The sequence below is a fragment of the Kitasatospora sp. NPDC059577 genome (assembly GCF_042735475.1).
Classification (GTDB): domain Bacteria; phylum Actinomycetota; class Actinomycetes; order Streptomycetales; family Streptomycetaceae; genus Kitasatospora.
Genome location: NZ_JBHWBZ010000031.1, coordinates 1 through 13,706, shown reverse-complemented (window position 1 = coordinate 13,706; position 13,706 = coordinate 1). Strand labels below are relative to the sequence as shown.

At 75.8% G+C, this 13,706-nt stretch carries 12 protein-coding genes; 7 read left to right on the top strand and 5 right to left on the bottom strand.

Annotation, left to right across the window (positions count from 1 at the left end; all coding sequences use genetic code 11):
• Positions 1-89 precede the first annotated feature (89 nt).
• Entirely contained in the window at positions 90-1,454 is a 1,365-nt protein-coding gene (locus ACFV0O_RS23315) for a carotenoid oxygenase family protein (protein ID WP_380344907.1), read from the top strand.
• A gap of 117 nt (positions 1,455-1,571) precedes the next feature.
• On the opposite strand, the gene ACFV0O_RS23310 is transcribed toward ACFV0O_RS23315, so the two are convergent.
• Positions 1,572-3,269, bottom strand: coding sequence for a GAF domain-containing protein (locus tag ACFV0O_RS23310; RefSeq protein ID WP_380344998.1), 1,698 nt, complete (start codon positions 3,267-3,269; stop codon positions 1,572-1,574).
• A 330-nt stretch (positions 3,270-3,599) separates the two neighbouring features.
• On the opposite strand from ACFV0O_RS23310, the gene ACFV0O_RS23305 reads away from it, so the two are divergent.
• Complete coding sequence (locus ACFV0O_RS23305; protein ID WP_380344905.1) at positions 3,600-4,475, top strand: universal stress protein; 876 nt, start codon at positions 3,600-3,602, stop codon at positions 4,473-4,475.
• Positions 4,476-4,607: 132 nt separating this feature from the next.
• Entirely contained in the window at positions 4,608-5,693 is a 1,086-nt protein-coding gene (locus ACFV0O_RS23300) for an Acg family FMN-binding oxidoreductase (protein WP_380344904.1), read from the top strand.
• A 24-nt stretch (positions 5,694-5,717) separates the two neighbouring features.
• Here the strand turns inward: ACFV0O_RS23300 and ACFV0O_RS23295 are convergent, their stop codons facing one another.
• The 3 genes from ACFV0O_RS23295 to ACFV0O_RS23285 are packed head-to-tail and all read right to left on the bottom strand — an operon-like array spanning position 5,718 to position 8,694.
• Positions 5,718-6,203: a copper chaperone PCu(A)C gene (locus tag ACFV0O_RS23295; protein WP_380344902.1), complete on the bottom strand. Its 486-nt coding sequence runs from the start codon at positions 6,201-6,203 to the stop codon at positions 5,718-5,720.
• Entirely contained in the window at positions 6,200-8,506 is a 2,307-nt protein-coding gene (locus tag ACFV0O_RS23290; RefSeq protein ID WP_380344901.1) for a heavy metal translocating P-type ATPase, read from the bottom strand. Before ACFV0O_RS23290 ends, ACFV0O_RS23295 begins: the two co-directional genes overlap by 4 nt.
• On the bottom strand, positions 8,503-8,694 hold the full coding sequence (locus ACFV0O_RS23285; protein ID WP_380344899.1) for a hypothetical protein: 192 nt from the start codon (positions 8,692-8,694) through the stop codon (positions 8,503-8,505). Before ACFV0O_RS23285 ends, ACFV0O_RS23290 begins: the two co-directional genes overlap by 4 nt.
• A gap of 376 nt (positions 8,695-9,070) precedes the next feature.
• Between ACFV0O_RS23285 and ACFV0O_RS23280 the strand changes: the two genes are divergently transcribed.
• Positions 9,071-10,774 (top strand): TROVE domain-containing protein, encoded by a 1,704-nt coding sequence (locus ACFV0O_RS23280; RefSeq protein WP_380344897.1) that lies wholly within the window; start codon positions 9,071-9,073, stop codon positions 10,772-10,774.
• On the opposite strand, the gene ACFV0O_RS23275 is transcribed toward ACFV0O_RS23280, so the two are convergent.
• Complete coding sequence (locus tag ACFV0O_RS23275; RefSeq protein ID WP_380344895.1) at positions 10,775-11,173, bottom strand: NTP pyrophosphohydrolase; 399 nt, start codon at positions 11,171-11,173, stop codon at positions 10,775-10,777.
• A gap of 145 nt (positions 11,174-11,318) precedes the next feature.
• Between ACFV0O_RS23275 and ACFV0O_RS23270 the strand changes: the two genes are divergently transcribed.
• From ACFV0O_RS23270 to ACFV0O_RS23260, 3 genes are all read left to right on the top strand, one after another.
• The gene (locus ACFV0O_RS23270; RefSeq protein WP_380344893.1) at positions 11,319-11,813 is read left to right on the top strand and encodes a hypothetical protein; all 495 of its coding nucleotides are present in this window, start codon (positions 11,319-11,321) and stop codon (positions 11,811-11,813) included.
• Between the two features lie 88 nt (positions 11,814-11,901).
• A complete protein-coding gene (locus ACFV0O_RS23265; protein ID WP_380344891.1) occupies positions 11,902-12,450 on the top strand; it encodes a hypothetical protein in 549 nt (182 codons plus the stop codon).
• Positions 12,447-13,619 (top strand): MAB_1171c family putative transporter, encoded by a 1,173-nt coding sequence (locus ACFV0O_RS23260; protein ID WP_380344890.1) that lies wholly within the window; start codon positions 12,447-12,449, stop codon positions 13,617-13,619. Before ACFV0O_RS23265 ends, ACFV0O_RS23260 begins: the two co-directional genes overlap by 4 nt.
• Positions 13,620-13,706: the final 87 nt, after the last annotated feature.

Here is a 13,706-nt window from a genome sequence, read left to right as displayed (position 1 = left end):
TCACCGGCTCGCACCGCACCCCGCCGACCCGCACCCCACTGCCCGGAACCCGTCCGGACAACCGTCACATCCATCGAGAGGAAGCCGCCATGACGGCCCAGAAGCCTTACCTGACCGGCCACTACACCCCCGTCGTCGACGAGGTCACCGCCACCGGGCTGACCGTCGAGGGCACCCTGCCCCCCGAGCTCACCGGCCGGCTCGTCCGTAACAGCCACAACCCGAAGCCCGGTGTCACGCCGACGCACTGGTTCAAGGGCAGCGGCATGGTCTACGGCCTGCGCCTGCGCGACGGACGCGCCGAGTGGTACCGCAACCGCTGGGTGCGCACCCCCGCCCTGGACGGCGCCCCGTACATGACGGAGCACGGCCCGGACCTGACCGCCAGCGCCGCCGGTACCCACGTCATCGAGCACGGCGGGCGCCTGCTGGCGCTGTGCGAGGCCAACCTCCCCTTCGAGCTGACGCCCGAACTGGAGACCGTCGGGGCCTACGACTTCGGCGGGAAGCTGCGCACCGCGATGACCGCCCACCCCAAGGTCGACCCCGTCACCGGCGAGCTGCACTTCTTCGGCTCCTCGCCCGTCCCGCCGTTCCTCACCTACCACGTCGCCGACGCCAAGGGCCGGATCGTCGACAGCGTGGAGGTGCCCGGGGCGAGCGCCTCGCTCAAGCACGACTTCGCGATCACCCGCGGCCACGTGGTGTTCGTCGAGGGTTCCGTCACCTTCGACCCCACCGAGCACTCGGGGATCCCGTACGGCTGGAAGGACGAGCAGCCGTCCCGGATCGGCGTGATGCCGCGCGGCGCGGACGGCGCCCGGAACATCCGGTGGTTCTCCATCGAGCCGGGCAACATGCTGCACGTCTCCAACGCCTACGAGGACGCGCGCGGCCGGATCGTCCTGGAGGGCCCGACCGTCGACCGCGAGGGCTTCGCCCTGTCCTGGAACTGGTGGACCGGGGCGCCGGGGCGCGGCAGCGAACCCGTCTCCCGTTCCTACACCCGCCGTTGGGTCATCGACCCGGTGGCCGGCACCGTCGACGAGCGGATCATCGACGACCTGCCGGTGGAGTTCCCGACCCTCAACGAGGAGTACCTGGGCGCCGAGAACCGCTACCAGTACGCCGTCTCCTTCCCCGACGAGACGGGTCAGGGCAGCTACGGCGTCGTCAAGTACGACCGGGTCACCGGCGCCCGTCGCATCCGCCGGATCGGCGACGCCCGGATGCCCAGCGAGGCCCTGTTCGTCCCGGCCGCCGACGCCACCGGCGAGGACGACGGCTACCTGCTCACCGTCGTGACGGACCTCAAGCAGGACGCCTCCCAGCTCGTCGTCCTGGACGCCGCCGGCCTCGACCAGGTGGCCACCGTCCACCTGCCGCACCGGGTGAGCGCGGGCCTCCACGGGTCCTGGATCCCGGACGACGGCCCGGGCGCCCTGCGGGCCTGACCCTGCGCCGTCCGGCCTCCACCCGGTGGCCGGACGGCTCCCGGGTTTCCGCCCGGGACGCCCGGCCGGCTTCCCCAGCCCCGCCGCCGGGGCGGGCCTCGGCCACCGGGGCGGGCCTCAGGATCCGACCGGAGCCTCCCAGGACAGCCGGGTGCCGCCGCCCTCCGCCGGGCCGACCGTGAAGGACCCGCCGACCCGCTCGGCCCGCTCGGCGAGGTTGCGCAAACCGCTGCGCCGCCCGCCCTCGGGCACCCCCACGCCGTCGTCGGCGACGGTGAGCACCACCCGCCCGGCGAGGGCGCGCAGCGTCACCTCGACCCGGGAGGCGTGCGCGTGCCGGGCGGCGTTGCTGAGCGCCTCGGCGAGGACGGCGACCACGTGCTCGGCCAGTTCCGGCGGCACGTCGGTGTCCAGCAGGCCCTCCATGCTCAGCCGGGGCGCGAAGCCGAGCGTGCCCTGCGCCTCGGTGACCGCCCTGGTCGCCCGGGCGCGCAGCCCGCGGTCGGGCTCGCTGTGGGCGCGGAGGCCGAAGATGGTCGAGCGGATGATCTTGATGGTCTCGTCCAGGTCCGCCACCGCCCGGGCCACCCGGTCCGCAGCGGCCGGACTCTCGATCAGCCGGCCCGCGCTCTGCAGCGTCATACCGGTCGCGAACAGCCGCTGGATCGCCAGGTCGTGCAGGTCCCGGGCGATCCGGTCGCGGTCCTCCAACAGGTTCAACTGCTCGGCGTCACGCCGCCGTTCGGCCAGCTCCAGGGCCAGCGCGGCCTGATCGGCGAAGCCCAGCAGCGGGCCCGTCTCCTCCGGCCCGAAGGCCGGCTGCCCCTGCGCCCGGGCCAGCAGCAGCACACCCCGCCCGTACCCGGCACCGGTGCCCAGCGGCACCGCCACCGCCGCACCCAGCCCGTCGAAACGGCCCGCCGGACCGGCCGGGAACCGGGCGTCGCCGGCCAGCTCGTCACTGGTGACCGGCGAACCGGAGGCGTACGCGGCACCGGACAGCGTGCCGTCCACCGGCACCGTCACCCCCAGCCGCGCCGACGGCGCGCCGCCCAGCGCGACCTCCACGGCCAGCTCCTCGGCCCGCTCCTCCGGCCCCGCCAGCGCCACCGAGACGTCCGCCAGCTCGGCGCCGGATATCTCCCGGGCCCGCCGGGCGATCAGCTCGACGACCTCCAGCCGCGGCGCGCCGGACAGCAGACTGCGGGTGATCTCGGTGCTCGCCCGCAGCCAGCGCTGGCGCAGCTGCGCCTCCTCGTACAGCCGGGCGTTGTCGATCGCCACCCCGGCCGCGACCGCCAGGGTGGCGATCACCGCCTCGTCGTCCTCGTCGAAGTCCAGCCCGCCGCGCTTGTCGGTCAGGTAGAGGTTGCCGAACACCTCGCCGTGCACCCGCACCGGCACCCCGAGGAAGGTGTGCATCGGCGGGTGGTTCGCCGGGAAGCCGGCCGAGGCCGGGTGGTCCGACAGCACCGGGCAGCGCAACGGCTGCGGCTCGCGGATCAGCTCCCCGAGGATGCCCCGGCCGGACGGCGGCGGGCCGATCTCGGCCATCTCCTCGTCGGTCAGACCCACGGTCAGGAACTGCGACAGCGAGTGCCCGTCCGGCCCGATCACCCCCAGCGCCCCGTACCGGGCGTCCACCAGGTCCGCGGCCGCCTCGACGATCCGGTGCAGCGCCTGCGCCAGGTCCAGCTCACGCCCGACCGCGAGCACCGCCTCCAGCAGGCTGTGCACCCGGTTCTGCGTCCCGCGCGCCGCGTCGATCCGCCACTGGAGTTCCTCCAGCAGCTCGTCCAGGCGCAGCCGGGGCATCCGCGCGCCGCCGTCCGCTCCGCCCACCGTCGTCCTCCTCGTCGTCCCGCTCGTGTCCCGCCCCGGCGGGCCCCCGCCCCCGACCCGGCCCGGTCGGCGTCCGACCAGCGGGATTGCCCTGTTCACGGTAGTGGCAGGGTGTCGCCGGAGTGTACGGCGGGGTCGGTCGTAGGCTCCGCGGGCGGGCCTTTCGTCCCGTCGCCGAGGGTCCTGCGGCCTCTGTCGCGGCGCCGGACGCGGCTGCCAGGGTGGGGGAGGAGCGGACGGGGCGTCAGGACACCCCGCCGCCAGCGCCGAACCACCGAGTGCCGACACCGTGGAGGAACGCTCATGACCGAGCGAAGCGAGCTGACGTCGACCGTGCTGGCCGGGGTCGACGGGTCGCCGCAGAGCGCCGCCGCCGCCCACTGGGCCGCCGAGGAGGCGGTGCGCCGCGGCGGGACCCTGCGGCTGGTGCACGCCTGGCCGTGGCTGACCGACGGCGTGTCCACCTTCGCCGAGCCGGACGACCTGCCGGACGCCGTCCAGCGGACCCTGGCCGAGGCGGCCGAGGACATCCGCGGGCGCCACCCGGAGCTGGACGTGCGGACCGACGCGGTACTGGACGCGCCGGTCGACGGCCTGGTCGCCGCCGCCGCGGACGCGGGGCTGCTGGTGCTCGGCTCGCGCGGCCGCGGCGGCTTCACCGGACTGCTGCTCGGTTCGGTCAGCCGGTCGGTGGCCGGCCGCAGCGCCGTGCCGGTGGTCGTGGTGCGCGACACCGGGGAGAGCGCGCCGGGCACGGCCGAGGTGGTGGTCGGCGTCGACGCGCACGACCCGGAGGAGGAGGTGCTCGACTTCGCCTTCCACGAGGCGGTCCTGCGCGGCGCCCGGCTCCGGGCGGTGCACGGCTGGGAGCTCCCGCCGCTGTTCGGCTACGCGGGCGGGGCCGTCCCGGCGGGCGAGATCGGCCAGTTGGAGGCGCTGGAGACCAAGCTGCTCTCGCTCGCCCTGGCCGGGCCGCGCGAGCAGTACCCGGGCGTGGACGTGGTCGAGGAGGTCCGGCTGGGCGAGGCCCGCGCGCTGGTCGAGGCCTCCGCCGGGGCCTCGCTGGTGGTGATCGGCCGGCGCCGCCGCCCGATCGACGTCGGCCCCCGGCTCGGCCGGGTCGCGCACGCGGTGCTGCACCACGCCGGGGCGCCGGTCGCGGTCGTCCCGCACGGGTGAGGTGACCAAGGCCCCGGCGGGCGGGAGCCGTCCGGCCCTGTCGCCCGCCCGGGCCGGGCGCGCAGGCTCGGAGGTAGTGAGGACCACGCGGTCGCGCGAGTGGACCGCTCTCCGGCGAAGGAGTGGATCGTCATGACGCGCACCCCGGCACCGACCCCGACGCTCACCCCGGCGGACCTGCGGCTGCTCGCCGCCGCCGGCGGGGCGGCGCCGTCGCTGCACAACAGCCAGCCGTGGCGCTTCGCGCCGACGCCGGACGGGCACGGGCTCGCCGTGTACGCCGACCCCGGCCGGGCCGTGCCGCTGGCCGACCCGGTCGGGGCCGCCCGGCACGTCGCGGTGGGCGCGGCCGTGTTCAACCTGCGGGTGGCCGCCGGCCGGCTCGGCCGCGAGCCGGTGGTCCGGCTCCTCCCGGACGCCGCCGAGCCGGCCCTGCTCGCCGTGCTCGACCTCCCCCCGGCGAGCCCGGCCCGCGCGAGCGCCCCCTTCGGCCGGGACCTCTACCCCGCCGTGGCCGCCCGGCACTCCAGCCGCGAGCCCTTCGCCCAGCGCGACGTGCCCGAGGCCGTGCTCGGCGAGCTGATCACCGCCGCCCGCGAGGAGGGCGTGACGCTGGCCGCCCTGGAGGAGGACGGCGTGCGGAGGGTGCTGGCCCTGACCGCGGAGGCCGAGCGCCGCAACGCCGCCGACCCGGCCCGGACCGCCGAGTCCCGGGCCTGGCTGCGGCCGGACGGCGCCGCCTCCGTCGACGGCATCCCGCGGTCCGCGCTCGGCCCGCAGGACCACGACGCCCGGGTGCCGATGCGCGAGTTCGCCGGGCGGCCGCCGCAGGGGCCCGCGCAGCCCTCCCGCCGTTTCGAGGCGCTGCCGCAGCTGTGCACCCTCACCACCCCGGGTGACGGCCCGCTGGACTGGCTGCGCACCGGCCAGGCGCTGCAGCGGGTCTGGCTGCTGGCCACCGTGCACGGTGTGCGGTTGACGGTCTGGCACCAGGCCGTCGAGTGGCCGGACACCCGCTGGGCGCTGCGCGACCCGGACGAGGGGCCGGGCCACGTCCAGCTGGTGCTGCGGATCGGCTACGGCACGCCCGGCGCGGCCACGCCCCGCCGCCCGGTCGCGGAGACGCTGGGCGCGCTCGGCGATCCGGCCGGGGCCGTCCCGGAGACGTCGCCGGGGGTGGCCACGGCACCGCCGACCGGGCCGGTCGCCGCGTACTGAACGTCGTGCCCTGAACGCCGCGGCTCAGCGCGGCCGGTCCGCTGCCGCCAGCACCCGGGCGCTGAGCCGGAGTTCGGGGCTGTGGCGGAAGGTGAGGGTGAACCCCACCCACTGGCCGGCCCGCAGCGGCGGCGGGTCGGCGATCATCAGGTCCGCGTCCTCCGGGGACATCACCAGTTCGCCGCGGCCCGGGACGGGCAGCGCCGGGGCCGGCTCCCAGCGGCCCGCCGCGCCCTGGTGGAGGTGCCGCTTCAAGGTGACCTTCCCGCCGAACTCCCATTCGGCGCCGATGAGTTCGTCCGGTACGTCGCCCGGGTTGCGGATCGTGAAGAAGGCCGCCGTGGCCGGGGCGGCGCCCGCCGCCGGCAGCAGCACCCAGCCCGGTGCGGCCTCCACCGGGCGGGTTCGGCCGGCCCCGCCGACCGCCGTCCAGCCGGTGAGCAGGACCAGCGCCAGCGCCGCCGCGGCGACCGGTGGGCCGGCGACCTTCAGCCGTTCGAACACGCTCACCGCCGCCCGCCCTTCCGGCCGTCGAAGCCCGTGCCGCGCCCCGGGGCGCCCCGGCCGGGCTGCCAGGTGCGCAGCCGCAGGCTGTTGCCCACCACGAGCAGCGAGCTGAGCGACATCGCGACCGCCGCCAGCATCGGGTTGAGCAGCCCGACCGCGGCCAGCGGGATCAGCACCAGGTTGTACCCGAAGGCCCACAGCAGGTTGGCCCGGATCGTCGCGAGGGTCCGGCGCGCCAGCCGTACGGCGTCCACCACCGCCTCGACGTCACCGCGCACCAGGGTCAGCCCGGCCGCGCCGATCGCGGCGTCGCTGCCCGAGGCCAGCGCCACCCCGAGGTCGGCCGAGGCCAGGGCGACCGCGTCGTTGACGCCGTCGCCGACCACCGCCACCGTCCGCCCGGCGGCGCGCAGGTCGGCCACCACCTCGGCCTTGCGCTCCGGCGAGGCCGAGTCGTGCACCCGCTCGATGCCCAGCTCCTGCGCCACCGCCCGGGCGGCGCCCGGGCCGTCCCCGGTCAGCAGGACGGTGTCCAGGCCCATCCCGCGCAGCCGGTGCAGCGCCCGCCAACTGCCGGGGCGCAGCGTGTCGCCGACCGCCAGCACGGCCGCCGGTTCCCCGTCCAGCTCGACCGCGACGGCCGTACGGCCCGCGTCCCCGGCCCGTGCCACGGCCTCGGCCAGCACCGGCGGCAGCACGGCGCCGTCCGGACGGACCACCCGGACGGCCCGGCCCTCGACCGTTCCGGACACCCCGAGCCCGGCGACGGCCGCGAAGCCGTCCACCGGCGGCAGGGTGCCGCAGCGTTCCCGGGCCGCCGCCGCGACGGCCCGCCCGATCGGGTGCTCGGAGCGGTGCTCGACCGCGCCCGCGAGCCGCAGCGCCTCCCGCGTCCCGGCGCCGTCGGACGCGTCGGTCCGGTCGGGCCCGGCGCCGCCGGCGGCGGTCACCTCGGCCAGCTCCATCCGGCCGGTCGTCAGCGTCCCGGTCTTGTCCATCACCACGGTGTCCACCCGGCGCAGGCTCTCCAGCACCTCCGGGCCGCGCACCAGCACGCCCAGCTCCGCGCCCCGCCCGGTCGCCGCCAGCAGCGCCGTCGGCGTCGCGAGGCCGAGCGCGCACGGGCAGGCCACCACCAGCACCGCGACGGCCGCCGTCACCGCCGCCTGCGGGGCCGCGCCCGCGCCCAGCCAGAAGCCCAGCACGGAGGCCGCGACCGTCAGCACGCAGGGCACGAACACCCCGGCCACCGCGTCCGCCAGCCGCTGCGCCCGGGCCTTGCCGGCCTGCGCGTCCGCCACCAGGGCGGTGATCCGGGCCAGCCGGGTGTCCGCGCCGACGGCCGTCGCCCGGACCACCAGCGCGCCGCCGACGTTCACCGTCGAGCCCGCCACCCGGTCCCCGGGGCCGACCTCGACCGGCACGCTCTCCCCGGTCAGCAGGCTCAGGTCGAGCGCCGAACCGCCCTCCACCACCACCCCGTCGGTGGCCACCCGCTCACCCGGGCGCACCACGAACTCCTGCCCGGGCAGCAGCAGTTCGGCCGGCACCAGACGCTCCTCGCCGTCCGCCCCGCGCAGGCACACCTGCTTGGCGCCCAGCTCGGCCAGCGCCCGCAGCGCGGAACCGCTGCGCCGCCGTACCCGGCCCTCCAGCAGCCGCCCGGCCAGCACGAACAGCGGCACCCCGACCGCCGCCTCCAGGTACACGTGCGCCGCGCCACCGCCGTCCGCGGTCAGCGAGAACGGCATCCGCATGCCCGGATCCCCGGCCCCGCCGAACACCAGCGCGTACGCCGACCACCCGAAGGAGGCCACCACCCCCAGGCTGACCAGGGTGTCCATGGTCGCCGCCGCGTGCCGCAGCCCCTGCCACGCCCGCCGGTGGAACGCGGCCGAACCCCAGGTGACCACCGGGACGGCCAGTCCGAAGCACACCCACTGCCAGGCGGTGAACTGCAGCGCGGGCACCATCGACAGCACCAGCACCGGGACGGCGAGCAGCGCGGTCACCAGCAGCCGCAGGCGCTCGTCCGGCTCCTCCGCCGCCACCGCCCCGACCGGCACCCCCTCGGGCACCGGCTCGGCGGTGTACCCGGCCCGTTCGACCGCCGCCACCAGCTCGGCGACCGGCACCCCGGCCGGGTGCAGCACCCGGGCCCGGCCGGTCGCCAGGTTCACCCCGGCCGTCACCCCGTCGATCCGGCCCAGCCGCTTCTCCACCCGGCCCACGCACGCCGCGCAGGTCATCCCGCCGACCGCCAGGTCGGTGGAGACCAGGGCCGCGGGCTCCGCGACGGCGCTCACCGCATCCCGCCCATGCCGTGCCCGTCCATTCCCGGCGACGCCCCGCCCCCGCTGCCCGGCCGCAGGCCGGGCGACACCGGCCCCACCTGCCGGCCCACCCCGTAGGCCACCACGAACACCACCACCAGCAGCAGGGCGAACCCCGCCAGCACACTCGACGGCCGGACACCCGGCGATTTCGCACTCACCTCCCAGCAGTCGGACGGGCCCCGCGATCGGTTCCCGTACGGTCCGAAATCCCCGCGGCGAAGTCGCCGAACCAAATCGGATGACGGACCGCCACTCGGCCCGGTAGCGTCCGGGACGGCGCCTCCCGATGCGCCCGGCCCCGGTTACTTCCTCTGACAGCAACACAAGTGCCACCGGTGCCACTTCCGATCCCGGGAGGCGCCCGCTTCGGCGTGTGCCCGTGTCGGCTCGCGCCCGTCCGCGCGTGCGCCCGCACCGCACCCCGAACCACCGACCGCCGCACGGCGCCGTACACCGCCGACCGCGGCACCCCGACGCACACCGCCGACCGCCGCACCCCGCCCCAGCCCGACCACCCACCAGGGGGACCTCTGCATGACCCGGTTCAACCGCCAACGGACCAAGGCCGCCACCAGGGCCGAGATCCAGCGAGAACTACCGGGACTCACCAGGCGCGGGGTGTCCTCCCCGCTCGCCACCGACGGCCTCTGGCCGGTACCCGAGGTCGCCCACCTGCGGCTGCCGCCGCCTCCGGTCCTCTCGCTCCGGGCCGCCGCCCCGGGTGGCCGGCCCGGGCGGCGCGGGGCGGTCACCAACCACCAGGGCGGGGCCGGGTACGTCCGGGAGCCGAAGTCGGAGCTGTTCCTGCTCGCCGTCTCCCACCTGTACGGGCAGGGCAGCTTCTACGAGGGAGCCGCCGAACGCGACGAGCGCTACCTCGGGCTGATCCGCGAGCACGCCGTGAGCGACCCGCAGTGGACCCTCGGGCTGCTGCGCTGGCTGCGCGCCGAGGCCCGGATCCGGACCGCCGCGGTCGTCGGTGCCGTCGAGTTCGTCCACGCCCGGGCCGCGGCCGGTTGCGCCGGCTTCTCCCGGCAGGCCGTCGACGCGGTGCTCCAACGGCCGGACGAACCGGGGGAGTTGCTGGAGCACTGGACCGCCCGGTACGGCCGCCGGCTGCCCCAGCCGCTGCGCCGGGGCATCGGCGACGCCGTCCGCCGGCTCTACACCGGCCGCGCCCTGCTGAAGTACGACACCCCCTCGCACCGCTTCCGCTTCGGTGACGTCCTGGAACTCACCCACCCCGCGCCCGACCCGGCCAAACCCTGGCAGGGTGCGCTGTTCCGGCACGCCCTGGACCGGCGGCACCGCCCCGACCGGGCCGTGCCGCCGGCCGACGAGCGCCTGCTGAGCGCCCACCACGCCCTGCTCGCCGTCCCGGCGGACGACCGCCGCGCGCTGGTCACCGAGCCCGGCGGGGCGGACCGCCTCGCGGCGGCCGGGATGACCTGGGAGGCCCTGGCCGGCTGGCTGCAGGGCCCGCTGGACGCCGCCGCCTGGGAGGCCGTCATCCCCTCGATGGGGCCGATGGCGCTGGTCCGCAACCTGCGCAACTTCGACGAGGCCGGAGTGTCCGACGAGGTGGCCGCGGAGGCGGCCCGCCGGATCGCCGACCCGGAGGAGGTGCGGCGCTCCCGGCAGTTCCCGTTCCGCTTCCTGGCCGCCCACCGGGCGGCCGGCGCGCCGCGCTGGGCCGACGCCCTGGAGACCGCCCTCGGCCACTCGCTGGCCGGCGTCCCGGCGCTGCCCGGCCGGACCCTGGTGCTGGTGGACCGCTCGGGCTCGATGTTCGACCGGCCGTCCGCCCGCACCAAGCTCAACCGGGCCGACACCGCCGCCGTCTTCGGCACGGCACTGGCCCTACGGGCCGAGCGGGCCGACCTGGTCCAGTTCGGCTCCGGCAGCGGCGTGATCACACCGGAGCCGTCGGTGCTGCAGACCCTGCGGCGCTTCCGCAACCTCGGCGGCACCCGCACGGCCGCCGCGGTCCGCGCGCACTACCGGGACCACGACCGGGTCGTCGTGGTGACCGACGAGCAGGCCCACGGGCCGTCGGGCGACGTCTTCGCACCCGTCCCGGAAGAGGTCCCGGTCTACACCTGGAACCTCGCCGGGTACGTCACCGGCCACAACGCCCCGGGCCCGCACCGCTACACCTTCGGCGGCCTCGGCGACGCGTCGTTCGCGCTCGTCCCGCTGCTGGAACGCGGCCGCACCGTCGCCTGGCCCTGGGAGTGATCAGGGCCGCACGCTGCGCGGCCCGGTCACGGCCGCGCCCAGCGCACCGACGCGGGCGCGCAGTCCACGGTCGGCGGTGACCACCACGCAGGTCCGGTCCGGGTGTTCGGCACGGGCCGCCCGGACCACCTCCACGATCCGGTCGTCCCCGCTGCCGTCCGCCTCGACCACCCGCACCTCGGGCAGTCCGGTGACGCCCCGCGCCGCGCCCTCCACGACCAGCACCACCTCCAGCGGGCCCGGGTACTCCGCCAGCCCCCGCGCGGCGACGACGACCAGCCCGTCCCGCAGCCGCTCGGCGGCGCCCCGCCGGTCCCGCCACCAGCCGTCGGGTACCGACCCGACCACGTTCGCGCCGTCCACCACCAGCAGCGTCGGCGTGCCCTCGTTCGCTCCCATGGCCGCCAAGCCTGCCACCCCGTACGCTGCCCGGCCGAACCGGCACCGCACCCGGACCGTCCGGCGGAACTCGTGGCGAGATGGGTACATTGCCACCACATGGGAGGGATAAGCTCGACCGACTTCGAACAGGGGTGGGAACGCGATGGACGACGAGAAGGAACCGCTCTCCGGGGAGGACGCCGCGCATGAGGCGGACCCCGAGGCGGAGCTGCTGGGACGACGCGTGGAGTACCTGTTCGAGTACGTGCAGCCGCTGGGTCGACGGTTCACGCTGCAGGAGGTCGTGGACGGAATCCGGCAGAGCGGCCCCAACGCGCCGAAGCTCTCGGTCGGACGCCTGTGGGCGCTGGTCAAGGGCAAGGCGTCGAACCCCACGGTGTCGACCCTGCGGGCGCTGGGTGACTTCTTCGGCGTGCCGCAGGCCTACTTCATCGACGACGACGTCGCCGCCAGGGTCTCCGCCCAGCTGTCGCTGATCTCCGCCATGCGCGCGAACGACGTGCGGTCGGTGGCCCTCCGTGCCGCCGACGTGGCCACGATGTCCAGCCAGGGCCTGGACATCGTACGGTCGCTCGTCGAGCAGGGTGGCGCAACGGAGCGCGGGGCCGAAGAAGAGGAACCCGCGAAGCGGGGGTGACCAGAGTTCGTACGTCCGTGCCAGAACGGTCCGCCATAATGATCACGGCTGACGGCGGGTCAGCTCGTCGGATCCGGGGGGAACGGGCATGGACGTCGATGAATGCCAGCAGCAGGCAGGCAGGTTCGCGGAGTTGCTCCGGCGCTTCGATCTTCCGAGGCCGTTCCGCCTCGACGACCTGTGTGAGGCCGTAGCCGCGCTGCGAGGCCGTCCGCTCCGGCTGCTCCCGATGCCCCGACCGGCGGACGCCGGGGTGTGCGGCCTGTGGGTGGCGTTCGGGGCGGTGGACCACGTCTACTACGCGCCCGTCGCCAGTGGCGTCCACCAGACCCACATCATCCTGCACGAACTGGCGCACATGCTGCTCGACCACCGGCAGCCGTCCGGTGCCGCGCCCGAGATGCTGGCTCAGCTCTTCCCCGACCTGGACCCGGCCATGGCGGTGAGGCTGCTCGCCCGCAGTCAATCCGGAGCGGCCGACCGGCAGGAGAAGGAAGCCGAACTGCTGGCGTCCATGATGTGGCAGCACTTCAACGTCGCACCGCTGACCGCGGCGACCGCGCCGACCGAGGACGCGAACACGCTCAGGCGGGTCATCGACGCCTTCACCCGCTCGGGGATCGGAAGGTCGTCATGAGGCTGTTCGACCTGATCGTCGTCCCGTCGATCTCGCTGATCGCCCTGTGGAAGGCCAGGGGCCTGGCGTCGGCTGACCGGCGCGATCGGGTGCTCTGGTCGATGTGGGCGATGTTCGCCGTCTCGTTCGTGATCGGCGTGCCCGCCGTCCGGAGGGTGATCGACGCGGCCATCGGGGTCCGGAGCATCACCAACCTCCTCGTTCACATCCTGGCCCTCTGCGCTGTGACGGCCTTCTTCGAGTTCGTCCGGGAGGCCACCGAGGCCTCCGGTCGGCTCTCCCCGCTCCGCTGGGCCTTCCTGGCAGGTTCGGTACTCGGTCTCACCGGCACCTTCGCGGCGATGCCGCGCCCGGACGGCGAGGCGGACCTGCTGACGGCCAACGTGGGCCAGCCGCTGACGGACGCCTACTGGGCGATCTTCCTCGGATACATCTCCATCGGCTGTGTGATCGGGACCAGACTGTGCTGGCAGTACGGTCGGCACGCGATGCCCGGGTCTTCGCGAACCTTCATGACGCTCGTCGGGCTGGCCAAGCTGGCCGGATTGCTCTACGTCGTCCAGCGCTCGGTGTACCTGCTGGCCGGCACGCTGGGGTGGCCGAACCTCGAACCCGCGCTCGCGGTGGCCACGACCCAGGTGCTGTTGGCCGTCTGTGTCCTCCTGATGATCGTGGGGATGACGTGGCCTTCGCTCTCCGAACTGATCCGGCGCCGACGGGCCTGGCGGCAGGCGCGTGCGATCCGTCCCCTGTGGAGCATGGTGAAGGCGGCGACGCCCGCGACGGTGCTTCCGTTGCCACGGAAGCTCCGGTCGGAACCTGACCTCGTCCTCTACCGCTACGTGATCGAGATCCACGACGGCGTTCTGGCGTTGGACCGGCACCTCTCCCCGTCCGACCGGGACGAGGCCGAACGCGTGCTGTCCGCCGCCATGCCACCGGGAGCGGATCTGGACGCCGCCGTTGAGGCCGTCCTGCTCTCACTCGCGCTGCAGGCGAACCGCGTGGGTGCGGCACCGCGGGGCACCGGGGACACGCTGACGCTCGGGCGCATGGAACTCGCCGACGAGATCGACTGGTGCCGGAAGGTGGCGGCGAAGGTCCGGTCCGAGCGGGTGGCCCGTGCGGTGCGGAGCCTGCGATCCGCGGGCGACCCGCTGTGCCCGTGAGCCGGACGCGGGCGGGGGCGGGCGGGGGGGGGGGGCCGCCCGCGCCGGGGCCGGGGGCGCGCGCGGGCGGGGGCGGCGCGGGCGCGC

Bases quoted from the DNA above. Each gene is read 5' to 3' on its own strand.
- ACFV0O_RS23280 (WP_380344897.1), top strand. From the start codon at position 9,071: ATGACCCGGTTCAACCGCCAACGGACCAAGGCCGCCACCAGGGCCGAG.
- ACFV0O_RS23265 (WP_380344891.1), top strand. From the start codon at position 11,902: ATGGACGTCGATGAATGCCAGCAGCAGGCAGGCAGGTTCGCGGAGTTG.
- ACFV0O_RS23275 (WP_380344895.1), bottom strand. From the start codon at position 11,173: ATGGGAGCGAACGAGGGCACGCCGACGCTGCTGGTGGTGGACGGCGCG.
- ACFV0O_RS23300 (WP_380344904.1), top strand. From the start codon at position 4,608: ATGACGCGCACCCCGGCACCGACCCCGACGCTCACCCCGGCGGACCTG.
- ACFV0O_RS23305 (WP_380344905.1), top strand. From the start codon at position 3,600: ATGACCGAGCGAAGCGAGCTGACGTCGACCGTGCTGGCCGGGGTCGAC.
- ACFV0O_RS23270 (WP_380344893.1), top strand. From the start codon at position 11,319: ATGGACGACGAGAAGGAACCGCTCTCCGGGGAGGACGCCGCGCATGAG.
- ACFV0O_RS23315 (WP_380344907.1), top strand. From the start codon at position 90: ATGACGGCCCAGAAGCCTTACCTGACCGGCCACTACACCCCCGTCGTC.
- ACFV0O_RS23310 (WP_380344998.1), bottom strand. From the start codon at position 3,269: ATGCCCCGGCTGCGCCTGGACGAGCTGCTGGAGGAACTCCAGTGGCGG.
- ACFV0O_RS23260 (WP_380344890.1), top strand. From the start codon at position 12,447: ATGAGGCTGTTCGACCTGATCGTCGTCCCGTCGATCTCGCTGATCGCC.